Annotated in this window: 22 protein-coding genes and 1 pseudogene; 17 read left to right on the forward strand and 6 right to left on the reverse strand. The window is 42.9% G+C overall.

What is annotated here, in order from left to right; translation table 11 throughout:
• The first annotated feature begins 46 nt into the window (after nucleotides 1-46).
• The 10 genes from benC to ABZP31_RS07880 all read left to right on the forward strand — a co-directional run bounded on the left by benC (nucleotide 47) and on the right by ABZP31_RS07880 (nucleotide 11,298).
• Nucleotides 47-1,063 (forward strand): benzoate 1,2-dioxygenase electron transfer component BenC, encoded by a 1,017-nt coding sequence (gene benC, locus ABZP31_RS07835; protein ID WP_248134580.1) that lies wholly within the window; start codon nucleotides 47-49, stop codon nucleotides 1,061-1,063.
• A 17-nt stretch (nucleotides 1,064-1,080) separates the two neighbouring features.
• On the forward strand, nucleotides 1,081-1,863 hold the full coding sequence (benD, locus tag ABZP31_RS07840; RefSeq protein ID WP_248134578.1) for a benzoate diol dehydrogenase BenD: 783 nt from the start codon (nucleotides 1,081-1,083) through the stop codon (nucleotides 1,861-1,863).
• Nucleotides 1,864-1,928: 65 nt separating this feature from the next.
• A complete protein-coding gene (benE, locus tag ABZP31_RS07845) occupies nucleotides 1,929-3,149 on the forward strand; it encodes a benzoate/H(+) symporter BenE (protein WP_367156777.1) in 1,221 nt (406 codons plus the stop codon).
• A 30-nt stretch (nucleotides 3,150-3,179) separates the two neighbouring features.
• Complete coding sequence (locus ABZP31_RS07850; RefSeq protein WP_248131926.1) at nucleotides 3,180-3,866, forward strand: 3-oxoacid CoA-transferase subunit A; 687 nt, start codon at nucleotides 3,180-3,182, stop codon at nucleotides 3,864-3,866.
• An 18-nt stretch (nucleotides 3,867-3,884) separates the two neighbouring features.
• Nucleotides 3,885-4,538: a 3-oxoacid CoA-transferase subunit B gene (locus tag ABZP31_RS07855; RefSeq protein WP_248134576.1), complete on the forward strand. Its 654-nt coding sequence runs from the start codon at nucleotides 3,885-3,887 to the stop codon at nucleotides 4,536-4,538.
• Between the two features lie 45 nt (nucleotides 4,539-4,583).
• On the forward strand, nucleotides 4,584-5,789 hold the full coding sequence (gene pcaF / locus ABZP31_RS07860) for a 3-oxoadipyl-CoA thiolase (protein ID WP_248134574.1): 1,206 nt from the start codon (nucleotides 4,584-4,586) through the stop codon (nucleotides 5,787-5,789).
• A gap of 20 nt (nucleotides 5,790-5,809) precedes the next feature.
• Complete coding sequence (gene pcaD, locus ABZP31_RS07865; protein ID WP_248134572.1) at nucleotides 5,810-6,586, forward strand: 3-oxoadipate enol-lactonase; 777 nt, start codon at nucleotides 5,810-5,812, stop codon at nucleotides 6,584-6,586.
• A gap of 327 nt (nucleotides 6,587-6,913) precedes the next feature.
• Nucleotides 6,914-8,272, forward strand: a complete 1,359-nt coding sequence (locus ABZP31_RS07870; protein WP_248134570.1) for an aromatic acid/H+ symport family MFS transporter — start codon at nucleotides 6,914-6,916, stop codon at nucleotides 8,270-8,272.
• Nucleotides 8,273-8,290: 18 nt separating this feature from the next.
• Nucleotides 8,291-9,703: an OprD family outer membrane porin gene (locus ABZP31_RS07875; protein ID WP_248134568.1), complete on the forward strand. Its 1,413-nt coding sequence runs from the start codon at nucleotides 8,291-8,293 to the stop codon at nucleotides 9,701-9,703.
• 299 nt (nucleotides 9,704-10,002) lie between these two features.
• Nucleotides 10,003-11,298 carry an MFS transporter gene (locus ABZP31_RS07880; protein WP_005406307.1) on the forward strand — a complete coding sequence of 432 codons (1,296 nt, stop codon included), beginning with the start codon at nucleotides 10,003-10,005 and terminating at the stop codon, nucleotides 11,296-11,298.
• Between the two features lie 75 nt (nucleotides 11,299-11,373).
• Here the strand turns inward: ABZP31_RS07880 and ABZP31_RS07885 are convergent, their stop codons facing one another.
• Nucleotides 11,374-12,135, reverse strand: a complete 762-nt coding sequence (locus ABZP31_RS07885) for an alpha/beta fold hydrolase (protein ID WP_005026198.1) — start codon at nucleotides 12,133-12,135, stop codon at nucleotides 11,374-11,376.
• A gap of 247 nt (nucleotides 12,136-12,382) precedes the next feature.
• On the opposite strand from ABZP31_RS07885, the gene ABZP31_RS07890 reads away from it, so the two are divergent.
• Both ABZP31_RS07890 and ABZP31_RS07895 read left to right on the forward strand, forming a co-directional pair.
• Complete coding sequence (locus tag ABZP31_RS07890; protein WP_248134566.1) at nucleotides 12,383-13,480, forward strand: catalase family protein; 1,098 nt, start codon at nucleotides 12,383-12,385, stop codon at nucleotides 13,478-13,480.
• A gap of 75 nt (nucleotides 13,481-13,555) precedes the next feature.
• Nucleotides 13,556-14,258: pseudogene (locus ABZP31_RS07895) on the forward strand (NAD-dependent deacetylase).
• A 19-nt stretch (nucleotides 14,259-14,277) separates the two neighbouring features.
• Here ABZP31_RS07895 and ABZP31_RS07900 read toward each other — a convergent pair.
• Together ABZP31_RS07900 and ABZP31_RS07905 are read right to left on the reverse strand one after the other, a co-directional pair.
• Complete coding sequence (locus ABZP31_RS07900) at nucleotides 14,278-15,687, reverse strand: heavy metal sensor histidine kinase (RefSeq protein ID WP_248134564.1); 1,410 nt, start codon at nucleotides 15,685-15,687, stop codon at nucleotides 14,278-14,280.
• Nucleotides 15,684-16,355 carry a heavy metal response regulator transcription factor gene (locus ABZP31_RS07905; protein ID WP_248134562.1) on the reverse strand — a complete coding sequence of 224 codons (672 nt, stop codon included), beginning with the start codon at nucleotides 16,353-16,355 and terminating at the stop codon, nucleotides 15,684-15,686. The genes ABZP31_RS07900 and ABZP31_RS07905 overlap by 4 nt, the downstream gene beginning before the upstream one ends.
• 108 nt (nucleotides 16,356-16,463) lie before the next feature.
• Between ABZP31_RS07905 and ABZP31_RS07910 the strand changes: the two genes are divergently transcribed.
• From ABZP31_RS07910 to ABZP31_RS07930, 5 genes are all read left to right on the forward strand, one after another.
• A complete protein-coding gene (locus tag ABZP31_RS07910) occupies nucleotides 16,464-16,973 on the forward strand; it encodes a heme-binding protein (protein WP_111281409.1) in 510 nt (169 codons plus the stop codon).
• Nucleotides 16,974-16,977: 4 nt separating this feature from the next.
• On the forward strand, nucleotides 16,978-17,379 hold the full coding sequence (gene uraH / locus ABZP31_RS07915; RefSeq protein WP_005020012.1) for a hydroxyisourate hydrolase: 402 nt from the start codon (nucleotides 16,978-16,980) through the stop codon (nucleotides 17,377-17,379).
• 373 nt (nucleotides 17,380-17,752) lie between these two features.
• Nucleotides 17,753-19,879, forward strand: a complete 2,127-nt coding sequence (locus ABZP31_RS07920) for a TonB-dependent receptor (RefSeq protein ID WP_248134560.1) — start codon at nucleotides 17,753-17,755, stop codon at nucleotides 19,877-19,879.
• A gap of 114 nt (nucleotides 19,880-19,993) precedes the next feature.
• Nucleotides 19,994-21,079 (forward strand): tRNA (uridine(54)-C5)-methyltransferase TrmA, encoded by a 1,086-nt coding sequence (gene trmA / locus ABZP31_RS07925; RefSeq protein ID WP_005406291.1) that lies wholly within the window; start codon nucleotides 19,994-19,996, stop codon nucleotides 21,077-21,079.
• A gap of 240 nt (nucleotides 21,080-21,319) precedes the next feature.
• Nucleotides 21,320-21,547, forward strand: a complete 228-nt coding sequence (locus ABZP31_RS07930; protein ID WP_005020007.1) for a hypothetical protein — start codon at nucleotides 21,320-21,322, stop codon at nucleotides 21,545-21,547.
• A 91-nt stretch (nucleotides 21,548-21,638) separates the two neighbouring features.
• On the opposite strand, the gene ABZP31_RS07935 is transcribed toward ABZP31_RS07930, so the two are convergent.
• From ABZP31_RS07935 to rutF, 3 genes are all read right to left on the reverse strand, one after another.
• Nucleotides 21,639-22,520 carry an NAD(P)-dependent oxidoreductase gene (locus ABZP31_RS07935; RefSeq protein WP_017400598.1) on the reverse strand — a complete coding sequence of 294 codons (882 nt, stop codon included), beginning with the start codon at nucleotides 22,518-22,520 and terminating at the stop codon, nucleotides 21,639-21,641.
• 80 nt (nucleotides 22,521-22,600) lie between these two features.
• A complete protein-coding gene (locus ABZP31_RS07940; protein WP_248134558.1) occupies nucleotides 22,601-23,953 on the reverse strand; it encodes a solute carrier family 23 protein in 1,353 nt (450 codons plus the stop codon).
• Between the two features lie 41 nt (nucleotides 23,954-23,994).
• Nucleotides 23,995-24,522, reverse strand: a complete 528-nt coding sequence (gene rutF / locus ABZP31_RS07945; protein WP_228127194.1) for an NADH-dependent FMN reductase RutF — start codon at nucleotides 24,520-24,522, stop codon at nucleotides 23,995-23,997.
• Between the last annotated feature and the right edge of the window lie 132 nt (nucleotides 24,523-24,654).

Raw genomic sequence — 24,654 nt, forward strand, 5'->3', positions numbered from 1 at the left:
TGTTGGCTGAGCGCTCCAGTTTTAATATTTTTGCAGGATTCAAGCCATGTCAAACCACAATGTAGCACTTCAATTTGAAGATGGCGTTACCCGATTCATCAGTGTTGCTCAGGGTGAAACTCTGTCAGATGCAGCTTATCGCCAAAAAATCAATATTCCTCTGGATTGCCGTGATGGCGCCTGTGGTACATGTCGTGCGTTCTGTGAATCTGGCAGCTATGACATGCCAGAAGAAAACTATATTGAAGATGCACTTACACCGGAAGAAGCTGAAGAAGGTTATATTCTGGCCTGTCAGTGCCGCCCTACTTCAGATGCCGTATTCCAGATCCAGGCATCTTCAGATGTATGTAAAACTGAAATCCATAAATTTCAGGGTACTCTATCACGGGTTGAAAACCTGTCTGACTCGACAATTACATTTGATATTGAACTTGATGAAGGCCAGCCGGATATTCATTTTCTGGCTGGGCAGTATGTTAATGTTGAGATTCCGGGAACTACGGAAACCCGTTCCTATTCTTTTAGCTCAAAACCGGGCAATCGCCTGACTGGTTTTGTCGTGCGTAATGTACCCAATGGCAAAATGAGTGAGTTTCTAAGCAAAACTGTAAAACCGGGCGACAAGATGAGTTTTACCGGTCCATTTGGCAGTTTTTACCTGCGTAATATTAACCGCCCGGTCCTCATGTTGGCAGGTGGTACAGGTATAGCACCGTTCATGTCAATGCTACAGGTACTGGAAGAAAAGGGCTGTGAACAGCCTGTACGTCTGGTTTTTGGTGTAACCAACGACTTTGATCTGGTGGCTCTTGAAAAACTTGATGAGCTTCAGGAAAAATTTCCGTGGTTTGAATACTGCACAGTTGTGGCTAACCCCGAAAGCCTGCATGAACGTAAGGGATATGTGACCAATCATATTGATCATGGCTGGTTAAATAACGGTGATGTAGATATTTATCTTTGCGGACCGGTGCCAATGGTCGAGGCAGTACGCGGCTGGCTGGACGCTGAAGGTGTCAAACCTGCAAACTTCCTGTTTGAAAAATTCTCTGCAAATTAATCTCTGTGGAGAAGCTTATGAATATGCAAAGATTTAATAATAAAGTAGTCATTGTTACTGGTGCAGCTCAAGGCATTGGTCGTGGAGTAGCTTTGCGTGTAGCGGCAGAAGGTGCTCAGGTAGTGATGGCAGACCGCTCTGACTATGTAGAAGAAGTATCAGCCGAAATTAAGGCTGCGGGTGGTGACGTTATCACCATTCAGGCAGACCTGGAAACTTTTGCCGGTGCTCAGGCAGTTGTGAGTAAGGCAGTGGAAACTTATGGTCGTGTTGATGTACTGATCAATAATGTGGGTGGTGCCATCTGGATGAAACCTTTTCAGGAATTTTCTGAAGAGGAAATTATCAAGGAAGTAAACCGTTCACTTTTCCCGACTTTATGGTGCTGTCGTGCAGTTTTACCAGAAATGATTAAAAATCAGTCCGGTGTTATTGTTAATGTCTCTTCTATCGCTACCCGTGGTATTAATCGTATTCCCTACTCCGCTTCTAAAGGTGGTGTAAATGCCATGACGGCATCTTTAGCATTTGAACATGCCAAAGATGGAATCCGGGTCAATGCTGTAGCGACAGGCGGAACTGAGGCACCGCCACGGAAAGTGCCTCGGAATGACAGCCCACTTTCAGACGCTGAAAAACACTGGATGCAGGAAGTGGTTGACCAGACGATTGACCGGTCTTTAATGCACCGCTATGGAACTATTCAGGAACAAGTAAATGCCATTGTTTTTCTGGCTTCTGATGAGTCATCGTATATTACCGGCAGTGTCATACCGGTAGGTGGAGGTGATCAGGGTTAAACCTGATCTTATATAAAAAGATTCAACAGGATCATTGAATTTAATTGCATGGAGGCGAATGCGCAATGGCAACCCTGTTCAGGACATTAAAAGCAGACTGGTCAATTTCAGCAACTGTCGCAGGATTTCTGGCAGTGCTGATTTCTTATTCAGGTCCTTTAATTATTTTTTTCCAGGCGGCACAACAGGCTAATGTTTCTAGTGCCATGATGATTTCATGGATCTGGGGAATTTCGATCGGCGCAGCAGTTGCAGGAATTTACCTGTCCATACGTTATAAAACTCCGGTAATTACTGCCTGGTCTGCTCCGGGAACTGCCCTGCTGGTCACGTTATTCCCTCATATTTCCCTAAATGAGGCAGTAGGCGCCTATATCACTTCTGCATTAGTAATTTTTGCCATCGGTGCCACCGGCTATTTTGATAAATTATTGAAATGGATTCCTCAGGATGTAGCAGCTGGCATGATGGCGGGGATTTTATTCCAGTTCGGTCTGGGACTGTTTAAAGCTACAGATAGCATGCCCATCATTGTATTTGGCATGCTAGGGGTTTATCTGGTCGCAAAACATTTAAGTCCACGCTATGCAATGATCTGGGTTTTAGTGTCTGGCATCGGTCTAAGTCTTATTCTTGGAAAAATGAATCCAGTTGAAATGAATTTTTCCCTTGCCATTCCACAATTCATCATGCCTGAGTGGTCATGGAATTCCACATTAAACCTGACTATTCCACTGATTCTGGTCAGCCTGTCCGGACAGTTTTTACCGGGTATGGCAATTATGAAACTGAGCGGCTATGACACGCCGGCCAAACCGATTATCAGTGTTACCAGTATTGCCTCTCTTGCTGTGGCCTGTGTAGGGGGTATCACTATTGTACTGGCTTCAATCACGGCAGCATTATGTATGGGTAAAGATGCCCATGAACTTAAAGACAAGCGTTATATTGCCGGGATCGCCAACGGTATTTTCTACATTTTGGGCGGTCTGTTCGCTGGCAGTATTGTCATGCTTTTTAGTTTGTTACCCAAGGAACTGGTAGCTGCATTGGCAGGACTTGCATTATTAGGAGCGATTGCCACCAATATTAGTATGGCAATGAAAAATGATGCTCAGCGGGATGCAGCGCTGATTACATTTTTAGCCACTGCCTCTGGCATGCATTTTCTGGGTCTCAGCTCGGTTTTCTGGGGTATCTGTATTGGTGTAATTGCACATCTGGTACTGAGTAAACATGAGCCAATTACGGCTGCTGTGGCTTCTACGCAAAGCTCAAAAAGCTGAAACAGGTTATCTATTTGACTAGGACATATTATGATTGATAAAAGCAGGACTTCCTTAGCCGAAGTGCTTTCACAGATTAAAGACGGCTCTACCATCATGATTGGCGGCTTCGGTACAGCCGGCCAGCCAGCTGAACTCATCGATGGCCTGATCGAGCTTGGCGTGCAGGATCTGGTCATTGTAAATAACAACGCCGGTAACGGTGATTATGGTCTGGCCAAACTGCTCAAGTCAGGCGCTGTACGTAAAATCATCTGCTCCTTCCCGCGCCAGTCCGACTCCTGGGTTTTCGATGAACTCTACCGTGCCGGCAAGATCGAACTGGAACTGGTTCCGCAGGGTAATCTGGCCTGCCGTATTCAGGCGGCCGGTATGGGCCTTGGACCCATCTATACACCTACCGGCTTCGGTACCCTGCTGGCCGAAGGCAAGCCTACCCTGCACCACGAAGGCAAGGACTATGTGCTGGAAAACCCGATCAGGGCTGACTTCGCCCTGATCAAGGCTCATCAGGGTGACCGCTGGGGCAACCTGGTCTACCGTAAATCTGCACGCAACTTCGGTCCGATTATGGCCATGGCAGCCGAGGTCACCATTGCCCAGGTCTCCGAGGTGGTAGAGCTGGGTGCATTGGATCCGGAACATATCGTGACCCCGGGAATCTTTGTCCAACATGTTGTGGCGGTCACGCCATCGAGCCCGAATACCCACGCATAAGCCGCCAAGGAGAATATGATGAGCTATATCAAACTGACCCGTGACCAGATTGCAGCCCGGGTTGCCCAGGATATTCCGGATGGTGCCTATGTCAACCTGGGTATTGGCCTGCCGACCAGGATTGCCAGTTACCTGCCAGAAGACAAGGATGTATTCCTGCACTCGGAAAATGGCCTGCTGGCCTTTGGTCCGCCACCGGCAGCGGGTGAAGAAGATCCGGAACTGATCAATGCCGGCAAGGAATACGTCACCATGCTGCAAGGCGGTGCCTTCTTTCATCACGGTGACTCGTTTGCCATGATGCGTGGTGGTCATCTGGATATTTGTGTACTCGGCGCTTTTCAGGTGGCTGAAAATGGTGATCTGGCCAACTGGCATACCGGAGCAGCAGATGCCATCCCGGCAGTTGGTGGGGCGATGGACCTGGCTGTAGGTGCCAAGAAAGTATTTGTAACCACGGACCATGTCACCAAAAAAGGTGAACCGAAAATTGTAGCCGAGCTCAGCTACCCGGCAACCGGCCTGAAATGTGTCGACCGTATCTATACCGACCTGTGCGTGATTGATGTCAGCGCGGAAGGTCTGAAGGTCATCGAGAAAGTCGACGGGCTGTCTTTTGACGAGCTGCAGTCACTGACCGGTGCCCGCCTGCTTGATGCCACCTCAAATTGATAGATTCACTGTCCCCATGCAGCAGAGAATAGAAGGTCAGAACCCATGAAGAATGCTTATATTGTTGATGCCATCCGTACTCCCTTTGGCCGTTATGGCGGCGGTCTGGCAGCCGTCCGTGCTGATGACCTCGGTGCCGTGCCGATTCAGGCCTTGATGCAGCGTAACCCGGGCGTGGACTGGAACCAGCTCGATGATGTGATCTATGGTTGTGCCAATCAGGCGGGTGAAGACAACCGTAATGTCGGCCGCATGTCAGCCCTGCTGGCAGGCCTGCCATATCAGGTACCAGCCACGACGGTTAACCGGCTGTGTGGCTCGTCCATGGATGCCATCGCCATGGCAGCGCGTGCCATCAAGGCCGGAGAAGCCCATCTGGTCATTGCCGGTGGGGTAGAAAGCATGACCCGTGCGCCCTTTGTCATGGGCAAGGCTGAATCGGCTTTTAGCCGCAGCCAGAAGATTGAAGACACCACCATGGGCTGGCGGTTTATCAATCCCAAGTTGAAAGAAATGTATGGTGTTGAAACCATGCCACAAACTGCCGAGAATGTCGCTGAGCAGTTTGGCATTAACCGGGCAGACCAGGATCGCTTTGCCCTGACCAGCCAGCAGCGCACGGCTGCCGCCCAGCAGCGAGGTTTCTTCGCACACGAGCTGACCCCGGTAACGATACCGCAGCGTAAGGGGGAAGCAGTAGTGGTTGATAGCGATGAACATCCACGTGCCTCAACCACGCTTGAGGGCCTGACCCGGCTTAAACCTGTAGTCAAGGCAGAAGGCACGGTCACTGCGGGCAATGCTTCAGGAATTAATGATGGTGCAGCCGCAGTACTGGTGGCTTCAGATGAGGCTGTTGCCCGGTACCAGCTCAAGCCGCGTGCCAGAATTATTGCGGCGACCACGGTAGGCGTTGAACCCCGGATTATGGGCTTTGCCCCGGCTCCGGCCATCCGTAGACTGCTGGACCAGACGGGCATGAGTCTTGAGCAGATGGATGTGATCGAGCTGAATGAAGCATTTGCGGCACAGGCACTGGCCTGCACCCGGGATTTAGGATTGCCGGATGACAGTATCAAGGTGAATCCGAATGGGGGTGCAATTGCGCTAGGTCATCCACTGGGTGCTTCGGGAGCGCGGCTGGTGACCACTGCACTCAATCAGCTGGAGCAGAGTAATGGCCGTTATGCGCTGTGTTCGATGTGTATCGGGGTTGGTCAGGGTATTGCTATGATTATTGAACGGGTTTAAACAATTTCAAGGAAATTATAATGGCAACATTTACTTTAAATGATATTGCCCTGCACTATCAGACTTTTGGCGATACAGACAAGCCGGCACTGATTTTTTCCAACTCGCTTGGAACTAATTTGAATATGTGGCAGCAGCAACTAGATTACTTCAAAGCTCACTTTTTTGTCATATGCTATGACACACGCGGCCATGGCAGCACCTCTGCACCTCAAGGTCCTTATACGCTTGAACAATTAGGTCTGGATGTTATTCACCTGCTTGACCACCTTAAAATACAGACTGCCAGCTTTTGTGGAATTTCCATGGGCGGCCTGACAGGACAATGGCTTGCGATCCATTATCCTGAACGCTTTAATCACGTTATAGTATGCAATACAGCAGCAAAAATTGGACAGGAACAGGCTTGGCGGGAACGCGCCAGTTTGGTCCGTGAACAGGGCTTAAAGCCTATTGCTGCAACTGCTGCTTCACGCTGGTTTACCGAACCCTTTATCCAGAGCCAAACAGCAATTGTAAAGCATTTGAGTAACGACCTGGCAGCTGGCAGCTCCGAAGGTTATGCAAGCTGTTGTGAGGCTCTGGCTAAAGCGGATTTACGTGATCAGCTTAAAGAGATTAAAGTGCCAGTATTAATTGTTGCAGGTACAGCAGATCCGGTCACTACCGTAGAAGATGCTGAATTTATGCTTGAGCGTATTCCAAATGCTCAACTTGTTAAAATAAATGCTTCTCATATTTCAAATATTGAACAGCCTGAAATATTTAATCAGATAATCTCAGATTTTATAAGATAATTTAAAATCTCATTTTCTTTTTAAATTTCAAAACCGGATAAATTAATTTATCCGGTTTTTTATTAAAATTTTTATTAAGTTAAAATAATCTTCTACATTTTTATTTTACTCTATATATAAAATATTTTTTATATAACTATAAAAATAATATATAAATTTCTATTTTCCTTAATATAATAAATATTTTTAAGATCAAATAATTAAATAATAACTTTTAGTCATACCTTTATTACATAAATATATACTGATTAAGTTTTTGACTTAATACAAGCTACAGCCTAATTTATCAGCATAATTACTCAGTACTTCACAGATTGGAGGTGAAGAATGAATAAAAGTCAGATCAATATTCATGATCTTATAGACTATGCGAAATTTACGCCTTTTCATTGGAAGGTATTAATTTTATGTCTGATCATTATTATCTTTGATGGTTATGATTTGGTTATTTATGGGGTCGCACTACCGCTATTAATGCAGCAATGGTCATTATCGGCAGTACAAGCAGGCTTACTGGCCAGTACTGCATTATTTGGAATGATGTTTGGCGCCATGATTTTTGGCACGCTATCTGACAAACTGGGCCGCAAGAAAACTATTTTAATCTGTGTTTCACTGTTTAGTGGTTTTACTTTTATAGGCGCTTTTGCCAGTGGTCCTGTCGAATTTGCAATATTACGCTTTATTGCCGGGCTAGGTATCGGGGGGGTTATGCCAAATGTTGTAGCCCTTATGACAGAATATGCACCAAAGAAAATTCGCAGTACTTTAGTCGCAATCATGTTTAGTGGCTATGCCATTGGCGGTATGGTATCTGCCTTACTTGGTGCCTGGTTAGTCAAAGATCATGGTTGGCAGATTATGTTTTACATAGCGGGTATTCCTTTACTGTTTTTACCTTTACTCTGGAAAATTCTGCCTGAATCTCTTGCATTCCTGATCAAGTCCCAAGACGAGCAACAAGCTAAAAATATTGTTCAGAAATTATCTCCTCAGCTAGCTGTAGGGTCTGAGACTGAACTTTATTTAAATGAAAACATTGATCATCAGGGTGCACCTGTTCGTGCCTTATTTCAGCGTGGACGTACTTTCAGTACATTCATGTTCTGGATAGCCTTTTTCATGTGTCTATTGATGGTCTACGCTTTAGGAAGCTGGCTGCCAAAACTGATGTTGCAAGCGGGCTATTCACTAGGTGCCAGCATGCTGTTTCTGTTTGCCTTAAATATTGGGGGAATGGTAGGAGCAATTGGTGGTGGAGTACTGGCAGACAGATTCCATCTGAAACCTGTCATTACTACCATGTTTATATTAGGTGCTCTTGCCCTGATCTTACTAGGTTTCAACAGCCCGCAATTTGTGCTGTATAGCTTGATCGCGATTGCTGGCGCGGCAACCATCGGATCGCAAATTCTACTTTATACTTTTGTCGCACAGTTTTATCCAACAGCTGTACGTTCAACTGGTTTGGGATGGGCATCCGGTATAGGCAGGATTGGTGCAATTGTTGGACCTGTATTAACGGGCGCCTTACTTACACTGGAATTACCACATCAGATGAATTTTTTAGCGATTGCTATTCCCGGTATTATTGCTGCCCTAGCAATTTTTCTGGTCAATTTAAAAGTATCTGTAACCGCTACCCCTGCTCCACCTTTAAATACAACGACCTCATTAAATACTTAACTTATCTATGTGCCCAGGATGGGCACATTATTTCAAGAAATGGAACTAAACTCTATGAATGAATTAAAAACTAAACATCTTGCAGTTTCTTCAGGGGTTATGCTGGCAGCATTTACGGCATCTCTACCGCTTTGGGCAGCTGAATCTCCGCTAGGTAATCAGGATACAGCAGTTCATCAGAGTACACCGCTTCCAGAGAATATTGCAGGAAGTCCCGTACAGCAAAACAAAGCTTCTACTGCTGCTCCAAGTTTACCTGTACTTTTTCCAGTTGAAGATGAATGGAAATTTACCTTAAAAAATGCATATATTGATCGTAACTTTGAACGTTCCGATTTAAAAGATACCGGCAGCTGGTCACAGTCTGCTTCTTTGTTCTATAAATCCAGAATGATTGACACCCCACTTGAGATTGCAGGACTGCCAGTCAAAATTGGTGCAGATGCCTCAGTACAGTACGCGGTACGTTTAAGTTCAGACAAACACGTTGCCGATACTGTTCTACCTTTTGATCCGGTAACTCAAACGCAAGCACGCGACTTTTTAAAATATGGCGCTACCTTAAAACTGGGTTATGACAGAACATTGCTCAGTTTGGGTGAGTTATGGCTGGATTTACCGGTTACTGCCGTAGATGCCAGCCGGCAACTATTAACGTCCTATTGGGGAGCTAATCTTAAATCACAACTGACCGACCAGTTAAATCTGGAAATTGGCCGTATTACTAAAGTTTCGCCACGCAATGAAGAAGACTTCCGCAAGTTTTCATTTACTTCAAACGGCATAACCGAATTTTCTGATGGCTTAAACTATATTGACCTGCGTTATCAGATCATGCCAAATCTTAAAGCAGAATATTATTTTGGTAATCTGGAAAATCTATATAACAAGCATTACCTTGGTCTGGATCATACCTGGAAACAGCCAGAGTTTTCAGTTAACTCACGCTTTAAATATTTTAATGCTCAAGATACCGGAAATAATTTTGACATAGATGCACAAAATGTAGGTCTACTGGAAACTCTCAAGATTAAAAACCATAGCTTTGGTATCGGTTATCAGCAAATTATTGGTGAGTCTGCTTATCCGCTTCCAGACGGTTTCTTGCCAGAAACTTATTTTATTAACTGGAATACCACCGGTTTCTTCAAGCAAGATGAAAAGTCATATCACTTTATCTACGGTTATGATTTTAAAGACCATGTACCGGGCCTGAATACGACACTGAAGTATGTATATGGCAATGACTTTAAAACCGCAGATGGCCGAGAAAACAAGGAAAGTGAGTCAAATATTATTGTAAATTATGCATTCCAGCAGCCTGCGCTGAAGGGTGTAGCTCTGCAATATATTCTGATTAATTACGACGTCAAATACGGTAATGACTTTACCGAGAACCGGTTCTTTGTAAATTACACCAAGAAATTTTAAGCTTGCTTAAATATACTTCAAAGCCAGAAGCCCTGAAATTTCATATTTTAGGGCTTGTTTTTTTACCTGTAATTAAAAGTCTTTTTATATTTATAATAAAAATGCCGAATTAATGCCCATATATTTACTAAAATTTCTCATATGGCTACTTTTTAATATTTAATCCCTATAATTGCCAATGCTAACTACTGTGTATATCTTCTTCCTATATAGAAGAAGAGAAAATACGATCATTTATATATTTTAAATAATGATTATCTAGCAAATAGTACAACTGGCATAGCCATAAGGATATCTAGATGAGTGAAGTCATATATACGAAAGAAGAAAAACGGAAACGGGTCTTGGGAATTGTCGGGGCTTCCTCCGGTAACCTGGTGGAATGGTTCGATTTTTATATTTATGCTGTTTTTGCCATGTATTTCCAGCATGCACTTACTGCACCAGATATGACTTCTACCGCACAGGGTATTTATGTCTGGGGAGTATTTGCGGCAAGTTTCTTTATGCGTCCAATCGGTAGCTGGCTTTTTGGCCGTATTGCTGATACCCGGGGCCGTAAACAGTCGATGGTTATTTCTATCAGTTTGATGGCTATCAGTTCCTTCCTTTTCGCCTTACTGCCTACATATGAACAGGTAGGTATGGCAGCTCCATTTTTATTATTACTGGTTCGACTGTTACAAGGTTTATCGGTTGGGGGCGAGTACGGAGCGGTTGCAACCTATATGAGCGAGATTGCATTAAAAGGCCAGCGTGGTTTTTATGCTTCTTTTCAGTATGTCACCCTCTCCGGCGGTCAACTTCTAGCGAGTCTGCTAGGTGTGATCCTGCTTGCTTTTATGAGTGAACAGCAGTTAATGGACGGCGGCTGGCGCATTCCGTTCGTCATCGGGGGTATTACCGCCATTATTTCCTTACTGGCCCGTAGCCGTCTTGAAGAAACTCTGTCACATGAAGACAGTGAGCGTAAAGAGTCTGGTAGCCTGCGTGCATTATTTCAAAAACACTGGAAAACCTTTTTACTGGTGGTTGGCTATACCTCGGCAGGTTCATTAACTTTCTATGTTATTACTGTTTATTCAAAAACCTACCTAACCAATATCGGTATTGATGGCAAGACTGTCGGTTTTATGATGACCTGTGCCCTATTTGTATTTATGCTGGCGCAGCCGATATTCGGTATGATTTCCGACCGGATTGGACGACGGGCATCTATGCTGCTGTTTAGTGCCACCAGTGCTATCTTTATCTATCCAGTAATGGTTGTCGGGATGCGACACTTCAGCTATTCACCTGTAATCGTAACGCTCCTGCTTATTTTCCTGATGATGTTGCTGAGTTTCTATACGTCTATTAGTGGCCTGGTTAAAGCAGAAATGTTCCCGACCCATGTTCGTGCACTTGGTGTCGGTTTCTCTTATGCAGTAGGTAATGCATTATTTGGAGGCTCGGCTCCTGCCGTTGCTTTAAAATTTAAAGAAGCAGGGTTTGAAAATACTTTCTTCGTTTATGTTATTGTCATGCTTGTTATCTGTTTCCTGTGTAGTTTTGCACTACCAAAAGAACCAGAATATCTTCATCATGACCACTAATTAATAAATATAAAAAACCTGTCTAATGACAGGTTTTTTATATTTTAAGATATGAAGTCTAGAAAACTATAAGGCTCAGGTATACAGCATATTTAAGATGAGTGCCATAACCTGTTCTGTTTTCTCTGCATGTAACCAGTGGCCTGCCTCAACCTCTTCAATCCGTGCAAATGGAAACTGCTGGTGAATTGCCTGAAAATGTTTTTCTTTGGAAATATAAGGTGACTTGCTACCTTTGATGAATAAGGTTGGAATGGATGAGGGCTCAATAGTTTCCCATGCCAGAATATTCGGGTAATTGTTCGCCAGAGCGTCGACATTAAACAGCCAGTGCCCAGCCTTAAAGGATTTCATCAGGAACTGTATAACCATTTCTTCCTGAAGGTATTCACGCATAATTGTCATTGCTTCAGGTCGGGTTTGTACATCACTGGCTTCTACCGCTTTTAATGCCTTAAAAATCTGCTCATGTTCACCATGATTACTATGCACAGGTGAAATATCCAGTACGATCAACTTTTCTACCCACTCCGGTCTTAAAGCCGCAATTTTCATCACAACTTTTCCGCCCATAGAGTGCCCGATCAGAATGACTTTCTCCAGTTTAAAGGGTTCTAAAGTTTCGATTACATCTTGTGCCATCAGTTCGTAATTATGTTCGGCCGAATGACCAGACTGTCCATGATTCCTCAGATCTAGCTGAAAAATATCACGGTCTTTTATACCCCGCGCCAGCATATTCAAATTACTGTAACTACCAAATAAACCATGCAACAATACAACTGGAGTTTGTGTAGTGGCCTCAGAAGCAGTTTGTATATGATGATGTAATTGCACGAAACTATCCTTTGAATGGCTGAACAATAAGTTCAAGCATAACATGCCTGACTGTAAGCTCATGTGGCAAAAAATGTTTCTACAATAGTCCCCCTCTAGGTTTCAAGCCAGCACTTTATATTTACCAAATACACTCGAATTGTTTACCAAGTTGCATATTTCATTGCTTTAGAGTTGGCTAGATTAGTACCAAATTATTTTCTTATTTTTAAATTTAGTCATATTCAAATAATAAAGGAGCCTTGTCATGCCGAAACGCTATGTGCGCTACTATCCCGGAGTAGAACAAAAACAGCCAGATGAGGACCGTTTGATTCAGGAAATTGTCGAGCAGATGGCTGAAACAAACTGTAAAGTCTTTGATAAACACCGTCATGCTGTCCGTGATGCTCATGCAAAATCACATGGATTCTTAAAAGGAATTTTGAAGGTTCCTGAAAATTTGCCTGAACATTTGCGCCAAGGCCTGTTCGCTCACCCTGGCCATTATGATGTTATGGTGCGTCTTTCTGCTGCCCCGGGAGATTTGCGTAGCGATAAGATTCCGGCACCTCATGGCTTTGCTCTTAAAATTTTAAATGTTCCCGGACACCGGTTACTTCCTGATGATCCCAGTGATGGTCATAATCAGGATTTTTTAATGGTCAATATACCGGTACTGGCTTTCGGGACAGTACGAAAATACAAACAGGTGCTGCCTTTCATTACCCAAGGCGAGCAGGCACCTGAGAGTATGATGCGCGGTATGCGTTCAGTATTACGTGGCGTTAATCAGTTAGTAGAATCTGCAGGAGTTCCCGCGCCTGCAACTTTGCAAGGTCTGGCTCGCAGCCAGAACCACATATTAGGTGAGACCTATCATACAATGGCTGCGTTACGCTATGGCGATTATATTACCAAGATTAGTGTTGCCCCTGAGTCCGATTCAGTAAAAACACTTACAGGACAACAGATGCAGATTGAATCCGAGTCCACCATCCGTGATCTGGTCAGGGATTTTTTTAAACATAATACTGCTGATTACGTAATACGTGCGCAACTTTGTACTGATCTTGAACGGATGCCAGTTGAGGATGCAGCAGTTTTATGGCGTGAAGAAGAATCTCCACATCAGAATATTGGTATTCTGCATTTTCCCCAGCAGGATACTTTTGGTCCGGCCCGACGGGTATATTCAGATGATGTCCTTTCTTTTAATCCTTGGCATGGAATTCGTGAACATCAGCCATTAGGGTCGATTATGCGGGTACGAATTCAGGCTTATGAACATTCCTCATCATTTCGCCATCGCATGAATGTACAGCCCCGAGCTGAACCGCGAAATATTGATGAGATGCCTGACTGAGATAATCTTCTAGCTAAAGCTTTAATATGTTGATTTAAATTAATTATATTAGAAATAAGCCTTAAGCAATAGAGCATAATAGCTATGAAAAAACTGGTTGTTTTTTCTGGTGCAGGTATGAGTGCAGAAAGTGGAATTAATACCTTTCGCGACAGCAATGGACTTTGGGAGCAATACCGTATTGAGGAAGTCGCTACGCCTGAAGCCTGGTCCAAAAATCCTGAACTGGTACAACGATTTTATAATGAACGGCGTAAAAATATTCTTGATGCCGAGCCGAATGCTGCACATCAGGCTATTGCCAGTTTAGAAGATAATTTTAATGTCGAGGTGATTACCCAGAACATTGATGATCTACACGAGCGCGCAGGAAGTAAGCGGGTATTACATTTACACGGGAATATTCGCCTGGCAAAGACATCAGGCCCGGACGCTCAATATACTGAAGAGTTTTATCCGGTTGACGGCTGGGAGCTTGACCTTCAGCAACATAAATGTCGGCAAGATTATCCTTTACGGCCCCATGTGGTCTGTCTGGTTTGGTGAAGCTGTGCCTGCTTATGAACAGGCCATTAAACTTGCAAGACAGGCTGATATTTTTATTGTGATAGGTTCAACACTGTCAGTATATCCTGTTGCAGCTCTGGTTAATGAGATTCCTGCTCATTGTGAAGCTTACTATATTGACCCAAAAGCCGATCATGTGCAGCTCCCTGAACAGTACCAGTTACTTTCCATGACTGCCACGGAAGGAGTGCGGTATTTAACAGAAAATTAAAACGGTTATAAGAATGTTTTTATTTTCTATTTACTGAATTGCCAGCTAAATGTTCAGGAAAATACAGACTAAACCGGACCCCTTCCGGCATATTTTTAACTTCTGTTATCCCTTCATGAACACTCATAATTGACTGAACAATTGCAAGCCCTAAACCGCCAGAACGTCCTTGCTGGTGTCTGGCCGGATCACATTGATAAAAGCGTTCAAACAAATGTGGCAAATGTTGTTCAGCAATATCTACATTATGTGTCAAAACATGAATTGCATTATATATTTTACCTGCCAGTGTTATCCGTTCAGCTATTATAGAAATATGACCATTCTCTGTACTATATTCAATCGCATTGTTTAAAAGGTTGGAAACTGCTCTTTGAAACAATAAATAGTCAGCATGGATAAATGTAATCTTAAGGCGACTGTTAATCTGCAAATTTTTTTCTTCAGCGATTAATTCGAAATATGCCAACAGTTCATTCAGACTACTTTTTAGGTTGATCTCTATAATGCTTAGGCTATTTTGAGAATGATCAGCACGTGCCAGAAATAGCATATTTTCAACCATCCGTTTCAGACGTTCATATTCTTCCAAATGGGAAAATAACAAATCCTGATAATCGGCCTTTTCACGGTCTTGACTAAGCAGAATCTGCGTCTGTCCAATCAGATTATTTAAAGGCGTCCGAAACTCATGTGCCATATCTTCAGAAAAGCGGCTCAGTTGCTGATAACCTTGCTCAATCCGCTCCAGCATACTGTTCATGGCGGTAGAGAGTAGTCTGATTTCGTCACTTTGACTGGTTTCGCTGACACGCTGGTTCAGCTTTTGAATATTGATTAACCGGGTCTGCTCACTTAAATCTCTTAGTGGTGCAAGGCCATAATAACTGACTAAAGCACTCAATATACATACCGTCAAGATTCCTAGCCCAATGTAACCTGCAAGCTTTAAGGCAAAGCTATAAAGGACCTGCTCTCGCTCATCGAACTGCTTACCTGCAATCAGTAAATACTGCTGTCCCTGATAATTGATTGTTTTCCATGCCAACCTTGTAGTGGCCTGCTGTTTCTTATTATTAATGAGCCAGGTTTGTTCGGCTTTAGGCAAAATGGGTATATGAATCTGTAAGGGATTAATATAGATCAGAGCAGTTCCGTTCTGATTTTTTAATATAAGCAGATTATCCTGATTTCCGAGCATATTTTCATAAAGTTTGGGCCGCTGAATCAGGCTATTTAAATCGCTAGAATTTTGAATCAGGAGTTCCAGCCGCTCTACCCTGGCTCGCAATGCTTCATCCTGCTGGCGCTTTAATACCTGATCCATACCATTGTAAGCCAGTAGACCTATCGCTAAAAACACTGCACAGGCAATACCGATAAATGATAAGCTCAGCCGAACTGCAAGCGAATGCCGGAATATACTCATGTGTTTGTATCAAGTTTGTAGCCCATACCACGTATGGTATGAATCAGTTTAGGCTGATAAGCATCATCAATCTTAGCACGCAGGCGACGTACTGCTACATCAACCACATTGGTGTCAGTATCAAAATTGATATTCCAGACTTGGGAAGCAATTTGGGTACGTGTCATGATTTCGCCCTGATGCTCAGCCAGAAATCTGAGTAAAGCATATTCTTTGTTGGTTAATTCAATAAGGTCCCGGTCACGGTAAACCTTGTGTTCGAGCAAGTCGATTTTCAGATTCTCGACCTGTAACTGTTCGACTACTTTAGTAGATGAACGCCGTAACAAGGTTTTAACTCTTGCCAGTAACTCAATATAGGAAAAAGGTTTTACCAGATAGTCGTCAGCACCCAGTTCCAGACCTTTGACCCGGTCCAAAACACTGTCACGGGCGGTCAGGAATAATACCGGAACTTCCGAAAACTGGCGCAAGGTCTGAATCACCTGCCAGCCATCAAGCTCTGGTAACATCACATCTAGGATAACCAAGTCAATTGCATGCTGTTCAAATAGCATAAGACCTTCCCGTCCGTCATGTGCAAGCCATATCCGATAACCTGACTCAGTCAGACCCTTGGCCAGATAGCGCGCTATTTTCTGTTCATCTTCAATAATCAAGATATTCATTTCACAACCATTTTTCCATTACGCCTAAATGACAAATCTGTAATCTACTTGTCATCCAACAAGACCACATCTCTTTTTATTATGTTTTCAGGATTTAAGGAGATACTCATGTTAAAGCCATCTTACTGGCCTGTTCTGACGGCAAGCTTTTTTTTAGCTTCAGGTTTTATCACGACATTGTCTGCGAAAACACCTGAACCAATACAGCAATATAATTTAAGTCTAAAGCTTGCTGAACATTTAGCTGATCATACCATTACTGCCTGTCATGCCCAGCAAAAGAATATTGCAGTCGCGGTACTGGACCGGGGTGGCAATATACTGGTACTCAAACGTCACGAAAGTGTTGGTCCACATAATGCCCTTGCGGCACAGCGCAAGGCTTATACTGCACTGTCTACCAAAACACGGACTTCTGTCCTGAACCGTAATGCTCAAAATAACCCTGAAGCCAGTAATTTGAACACCCTAAATGAACTGTTGCTACTCGGTGGCGGTATTCCAGTAACCTATAAAAATGAAGTGATTGGTGCAGTAGGAGTCGCAGGTGGAGGTGGTGCAGCACAAGATGAAGCATGCGCCGAACAGGGTGTCCAAAAAAGTTTATCACAGGAGTAAAAACATGAAAAAACTCATTATTGCCGGTTTAAGTCTATGTGCAGCCCAATTCAGTTTTGCTGCAGCTAATCCGCTCAGTGTGCATGTACTTAACCTAGAAACAGGCTTGCCTTCATCTAATGTTGAGGTCACGCTTGAAGAACAGATTAAAGGAAAATGGGTTCAGATCAGTCAGTCTAAAACCAATGAAAATGGCCGTATTACTGCACTTTATCCAGAAAACAAGAATTTTCATCAGGGGCTTTATAAAGTTACCTTTAAAACAGGTGACTGGTTTAAAACACAGAAACAGGATACTTTTTTTCCCGAAATTCCGGTCATTTTTGAAGTGAAGGGCACTGTACCCCACTATCATATTCCACTCCTACTCAGCCCTTATGGATATTCTACTTATCGTGGAAACTAATCAGTACTAAAATATTAGCCGGCGCTATAGTTTAAGCCGCTGGCTTTTTATTGATCTCTTTGAATTTTAAAAATATAAATAATCTTATTTCTCAAGTTATTCTACGACTTTTATACCAAGATACTACAGATAAATTCTGGTCAGCTGCATTTATTTCCATTTTAATACGCTTCTAATGCTGAGTTTTTATCTGAAATCAGGTTTAGAGTCATAGGGGAGCTTTAACTTATTCTTATAACAAATCTTTCCCTTATACTTTCATTGTTTTATATATGAATAAACATGGTCTGATCTTTTAAAAACTCAGCTTTTTTACCTTAAGAATCTAGTCTTAAATTCTTAGGCTATTAGTATTTACCAGTCCAGGATACTTATGAAAAGCTCTGCTTCCCTATCTGCCTTTCCATATAAAAAACTTCTTCTGAGTGCCTGCATTCTTCAGGCAAGCTGGGCTCAAGCACAAGAAGTTGTACAGCTTGCACCAATTACGCTTGAAGCTACACGTACCGATACGAGCTGGCTTGAAACACCGGCATCTGTCTATCGTATAGAACAGCCACAAAATCAGAATAATCTGGATGTGAATCTGTCAGAAACCCTAAAAGGTGTTCCAGGGCTGCAGATTAATAACCGTGAAAACTATGCGCAAGATCTGCAAATTTCCATGCGTGGCTTTGGTGCACGTTCAACATTCGGGGTACGCGGTATACGCTTATATGTTGATGGTATTCCTGCCACCATGCCGGATGGTCAAGGTCAGACCTCAAATATTGATTTGGGCAGTCTCGACCATATAGAAGTATTAAGTGGTCCATTCTCTTCCCTGTATGGAAATTCATCTGGCGGGACTATTCTTACCACGACACGTAAAGGCAAAGGTCGTGATTCTGTTGAATTGGGTTATGCCGGAGGCAGCCATCATAAAAACAAAACCAGTCTGGTTTTACAAGGTGGTGCAGATAAAGCAGGTGAACCAAGCTATATCATCAGTTCATCTTACTTTGACACTGACGGCTTTCGGGAACATAGTGCAGCACGTAAAGTCCTAAACAATGCAAAGCTGAGCTGGAATCTGGAAGATGGTTCTCAAGTTAACTGGGTAGTTAACCATGTAGATATCAACGCTGATGACCCAGGCGGTTTAACCCGTCAACAATGGAAGGATGACCCGAGACAGCAGGCCAGCTTTATTCGACAGTTTGATACACGTAAGGAAATTCAGCAGACTCAAACAGGAGTAACGTGGTCAAAGCCAATTAATGATCAGCATGAACTTTATGGCATGGCTTATCTTGGCCAGCGCCATGTAATTCAATACCAGTCCATTCCAAATACTGCACAGGCCAACCCTCGACATGCCGGCGGTGTAATCGATTTTGAACGTATGTATTACGGTACGGATTTGCGCTGGACCGGTAAAGAGCTACTGCCAAATACTACCCTAAGTATTGGTATGACACTCGATGCAATGGATGAAGACCGGCAGGGTTATGAAAATTTTGTACTGAATAACAATACACCACAATATGGCGTAAAAGGTAACTTGCGTCGTGATGAGAAAAATACTTTATGGAATATTGACCCCTATATTCAGGCTTCTTGGCAATTCCTGCCAGACTGGCGGGTAGACAGTGGTCTGCGTTATAGCAATGTGCATTATGAATCTAAAGATAAATATATTAAGGGTACCAATGAGGATGACAGTGGACAGACAGACTATCAGAAGCTTCTTCCCTCAATTGCATTAAGCTGGAATATCATACCGGATTCAACACTTTATATTAGCTATGCTAAAGGCTTTGAAACACCGACCTTTACAGAAATGGCTTACCCTACCTCAGGAACTTCGGGGATTAATTTTGATTTGAAACCAGCCAGCAGTGACAGTTATGAGCTTGGTTTCAAAACTCAGAATAATTGGGGCGATTTCAGTACGGCCATTTTCCATACTCAGACTCGCAATGATATTGTCTCGGCAGAGAGTAATAATGGCCGTAATACTTTTCAAAATGCCAAACGCACCCAGCGTGAAGGTATTGAGTTGTACTGGAATAAAAACTTGTGGCAGGAGCTTTATGCACAGGCAAGTTATAGTTATCTAAATGCCAAGTTTGATGCAGATATTCCTGGCTCAGACAGCCGTGCAACCGTATATAAAGGCAATATCATACCGGGAATTGCCAAAAATCAGGCCTATATCGCTTTAAACTGGCAACCCGAAACCGGCTTTCAGGCAGGACTTGATGTTCGCTACAATGATAAAATTTATGTAGACGATATTAACTCTGATACTGCACCAAGTTATACAGTTATGGCTGCAAATATTGGCTATGTATGGAAAAATGCTGACTGGAAAATCAATACTTTTGCCCGGGTAGATAACTTGCTTGATAAAGATTATGTAGGTTCAGTAATAGTAAATGATGGGAACAAACGTTTCTTCGAACCCGCAGATGGCCGCAACTGGAGTGCTGGTTTAAAAATGATCCGATCCTTCTAGTACTGTATAAAGACCGGCAAAAGCACAGCACGTTAAAAGGCAGGACTGATTTTTATTCCTGCCAATCTTTGTTAAGATGCGGCATCGATTTTCACCTGTTTTTGTTGATTCTTTATGACCGCGACCTATCAAGCCCAACTTGAAGCAAAAATTCAGCGTATTTCTACTCAATTTGCCGAATTTAACCCGCCTGCCCTGGAAGTATTTGAATCACCTGAACAGCATTTCCGGATGCGTGCTGAATTCCGTATCTGGCATACCGATCAGGATATGTTTTATGCCATGTTTGAACGTAATCCTGAAGACCAGCAAAAAACAGTTATTCGTGTAGATGAATTCCCAATTGCAGACCACAGCATTAACCAGCTTATGCCGGTTTTACTTGCAGAACTCAAAGCAAACCCTCTCCTTGAAAAACGTCTGTTCGAGGTTGATTTCCTAGCTACTTTAAGCGATGAGATGCTGGTTACACTGATTTATCACCGTAAACTCGACAATGAGTGGGAAAAGGCAGCAAGAACTCTGGCAGAAAAGTTAAATATTAAAATTATTGGGCGGAGCCGTGGTCAAAAGCTGGTATTAACTGATGACTTTGTTGTAGAAGAATTACAGGTATTAGAACAAAAATTTAAATATAAACAGATTGAAGGTGGTTTTACTCAGCCTAATGCAATTGTCTGCCAGAAAATGCTTGAATGGGCATGTAAAGCTGCCGAGGCATCACAAAAGCATCTTTTGGAACTCTATTGCGGTAATGGTAATTTTACGCTACCGCTCTCTTTAAAATTTGAGCGGGTGCTGGCAACCGAGCTGGCCAAAAGTTCAGTTTATGCAGCGCAATGGAATATTGAGCAAAATGGAATTGACAATATTCAGGTGGCCCGCCTCTCAGCTGAAGAGTTTACCCAAGCTTTCAATGGTGAACGTGAATTCAGACGTTTGCAGGAAGCAGAAATTGACATTCAGAGTTATGAATTCGATACCGTTTTTGTTGATCCGCCACGTGCAGGAATCGATCTGGATACTTTAAAATTATTACAACGCTTTGACCGGATTATCTATATTTCCTGTAATCCTGACACCCTGCATGATAATCTTAAAATCTTATTAGAAAGCCACAAAATTTTAAAGTTTGCCATGTTTGACCAGTTTCCATATACCCATCATGTGGAGACAGGTATTTTGCTGGAAAAGATTTAAACAATTTGTATCATATGTAAAAGAGATTATTTTTATAATCTCTTTTTATTTTATAAAAAATATAACTAATACATATAGTTGTAAATTATAAGATATATCCTCTGTCATAAAACTGTTAATTCGTAACGGTAAAATTAAAAGTTTTAACTGTTGAGCTCATCTTTTAAGACTTAGGATGACTTGTATTTTATTTTAATTTGGCTATATTTCCGCATATGTTAGGTTGATTAATATAAATTTATGAGTTTTTGGCAAAAGCTGTTCTCCGCAGACCAGCAACAGAACGCACATAAAAACCAGGTTGTTTGTGTCGAAAATGATTGTGCATGTAAAAGCAATGCACAACTTTTGGAAGCGTTGGCGAAAGCCACCAATGAAGATGTCATCGCAGGGATTACCCGGGTATTGGTATCACGTGGTTATAGCCGAAAAGAATTGAGTGAAATTTCTCATCATCCAATTCAGTAAAATACCTTGCTGGAAATAATCTTAAAAAAGTCCTGTTTATACAGGACTTTTTATTAACAAATATCTAATTATATAGAACAACAAGATTTATTCAGGCAGATTGCAGGGTTAGATTATTCCATTGCTCCAGCTGCTGTACCACACTGGAAAAGTCACTTTCTGAGGGTAAATTATTACTGGCAGAACGATACAGCTGCTGTGTTAACTGCAAAACCGGCATTATAGTTTGAGTAGTGCCTGCAAGCTGTGTAGCAATAGTGGCATCTTTCGCAAGCAGGTTTAATGCAAAAGTTAAAGGAAATTCACGACTCAACACGCGTTGTGCAAAAATGTGATGAGACATATTACTTTGACCGCTTGAGGCATTAATACATTTTAGGGCTGCATCCAGTTCGACCCCTTGGCTTTTTAAATTACACATACCTTCAGCCAACGCCCATAAATTTGCTGCCATCAAAATATTGTTTACCGCTTTTACTGCAAATCCCGAACCACTGTCGCCTACATGCTGAATCAGACCGGCAAAAGTTTGAATGGCCGGGTTTGCCTGCTCTAGCATATTCGGGTCTCCACCAACCATAACGGTTAAGGTGCCTTTTTCTGCCCCTATAGTCTGTCCTGAAACTGGCGCATCAAGATAGGTTACGCCCTGCTCTTTTAATTGTTGTTGTAGCCGCTGTGCTGATTGTGGCTCTCCACTGGTACAATCTACCCAGATACTACCCGTTTTAGGTTGTGCCTGTTGAATAATCTCCTCAACCTGCTTACTGGTAGGTAAACAGGAAAAAATAATATCGGCCTGTCCCGCTTCTTTAAGACTGGTAGCTTGTGTTGCGAACACTCTGGCATGTTCTTTGGCCTTGCTGGCAGTACGGTTCCAGACCCGGACATCTGTATATGCTTTGGTCAAATGGCCTGCCATATGCCAGCCCATTGCACCCAAGCCAATGAATGCTACAGATTTTATTGTCATAGTTACTTCCATAAAAGATAAGGTTTTTTAAAAAGTGATAAATTTTTTATCAACTACTTTGTATCTGTACTGTTCTAGATTTATTCTTTGACGGGCATGGCAGGTGAAGTTAAAGGTGTTGTACCTGAACCAGTTTTAAGAGTCCGTGTTTCACGATTAAAAACCAGATTCATCAGAATTGCAGCAAAGGTTGCAGTACCAATTCCGCCTAAATCAAAGTTGCCAATATGCAGTGAATAATTACCTGCACCCATAATTAGAGCGATCGCAGCGACGATCATATTGCCATTCTTGCTAAAATCTACCTGATTACTAATCCAGATACGTGCTCCTGCGATCGTAATTAGACCAAAAACTACAATTGAAGCGCCGCCCAGAATTGCTACTGGAATGGTGCTGATCAGACTACCGAATTTTGGGGATAAACCTAATAGGATTGCAAAAACACCAGCAATAACAAAGACAACAGTAGAATAAATTTTAGTGGCTGCCATTACCCCAATATTTTCAGCATAAGTCGTCATGCCTGTACCACCTACTGAAGCTGAAAGTGTGGTACATAAACCATCTGCAAAGAAAGCCCTTCCCATATATGGAGAGATATTTTGCCCGGTCATCGCACTGACCGCCTTAAAGTGGCCGAGGTTTTCAGCAATTAAAATGATAAACACAGGTGCGATCAATAAAATGGCATTCAGCTGGAATACCGGCTGATGAAAAGCAGGTAAACCGAACCAGGCCGCACTAGAAATAGCGTTAAAATCGATTGGTTTGCCTAAACTCATGACATTGGCGCAGACAAAGTATATTGCGTAGGACATGACCAGACCGATCAGTAATAATAGACGACGAATCATGCCTCGGGTAAAAACGGCAATCGTACCAATACATAAAATAGTTACAAGTGCCATCCATGCATCAAAATTATTGGCTGAAACACTTTTAATGGTAACCGGGGCAAGATTTAACCCGATAATCATGACAATTGTACCGGTTACTACAGGTGGCATCAGTTTCTCAATCCACTGAGTACCAGTTCGCATGACCATTAAACCTACAACTGCATATAAAACTCCACATACAATTGTTCCGCCTAAAGCAAGCGCGATATTGGGATTACTGCCAGCTCCAGCATAGCCAGTGGCTGCAGCTACGGCGCCAATGAATGCAAAACTTGATCCCAGATAACTCGGCACATGGCCGCCTGTAATGAGGAAAAATAAAATCGTACCGATACCCGTAATGAGCATCGTCAGGCTCGGATCAAAACCCATCAATAGAGGGGCCAGAATAGTTGCTCCAAACATGGCAAAAGCATGCTGGGCGCCCAGTACCATGCTTTGCCCTACTGGCAGATATTCATTCATTGCTACAGGCGTTTTTTCAAGATTTCCCCGATAGGGACGCCATCTGACAAACCAACGTTCTTTCATGTCTACTACCCCCAAAGTTTATTTTTATTTCTGCAATAGATTTAGTGGTGTTGAGTAAGCTGGTGATAGGCGCGGTCAAAATAAACCAGACTGCGAGCTCCTGATTTTTGTTGAATACTTAGTACTTCACAGAAAAAAATATCATGTGTACCTACGCTACTGATCTGTTTAACCTGACAGTCAAAAGCCAGCATGGCGTCTTGCAATACCGGTGAACCAGTCGTCAGGGTTTGCCATTCGCCCTGTGCAAAACGCTCTGCCATTGGTGTTTTGCCGCCGAACAGATTACTCAGATTTTTATGCTCCAAAGCGAGCGTGTTAACACATAACACCTGATTCTGCTTGAAAGTTTCATAGACTGATGCATTACGGTTCAGGCAGACCAATAATGTAGGTGGCGTATCGGTTACACTACATACAGCAGATGCAGTAAAGCCCGCACGTCCCGCTGGTCCGTCGGTACTGATAATATTGACTGCTGCCGCCAGATTGCTCATGGCGTTCCTAAATAACTGCTGGGTTTCATTTAAAACCGGTTTTTCTGAGGCTGATGACTCTTTTAATTTCATCAGAGATGCCGAAAGTTTTGTACTCATTGCCAGATCTTTTGCTACAACTGAATTCATGTGTAATTCTCCTCAATAGTAGAAAGATGCCAGGTTCGTGCGGAATTTTTTAGCCTTTAATCTGTTCTAGCATCT

Origin of the sequence: Acinetobacter sp. FL, assembly GCF_040744925.1 — a bacterium.
In the GTDB taxonomy this organism is placed as follows: domain Bacteria; phylum Pseudomonadota; class Gammaproteobacteria; order Pseudomonadales; family Moraxellaceae; genus Acinetobacter; species Acinetobacter radioresistens.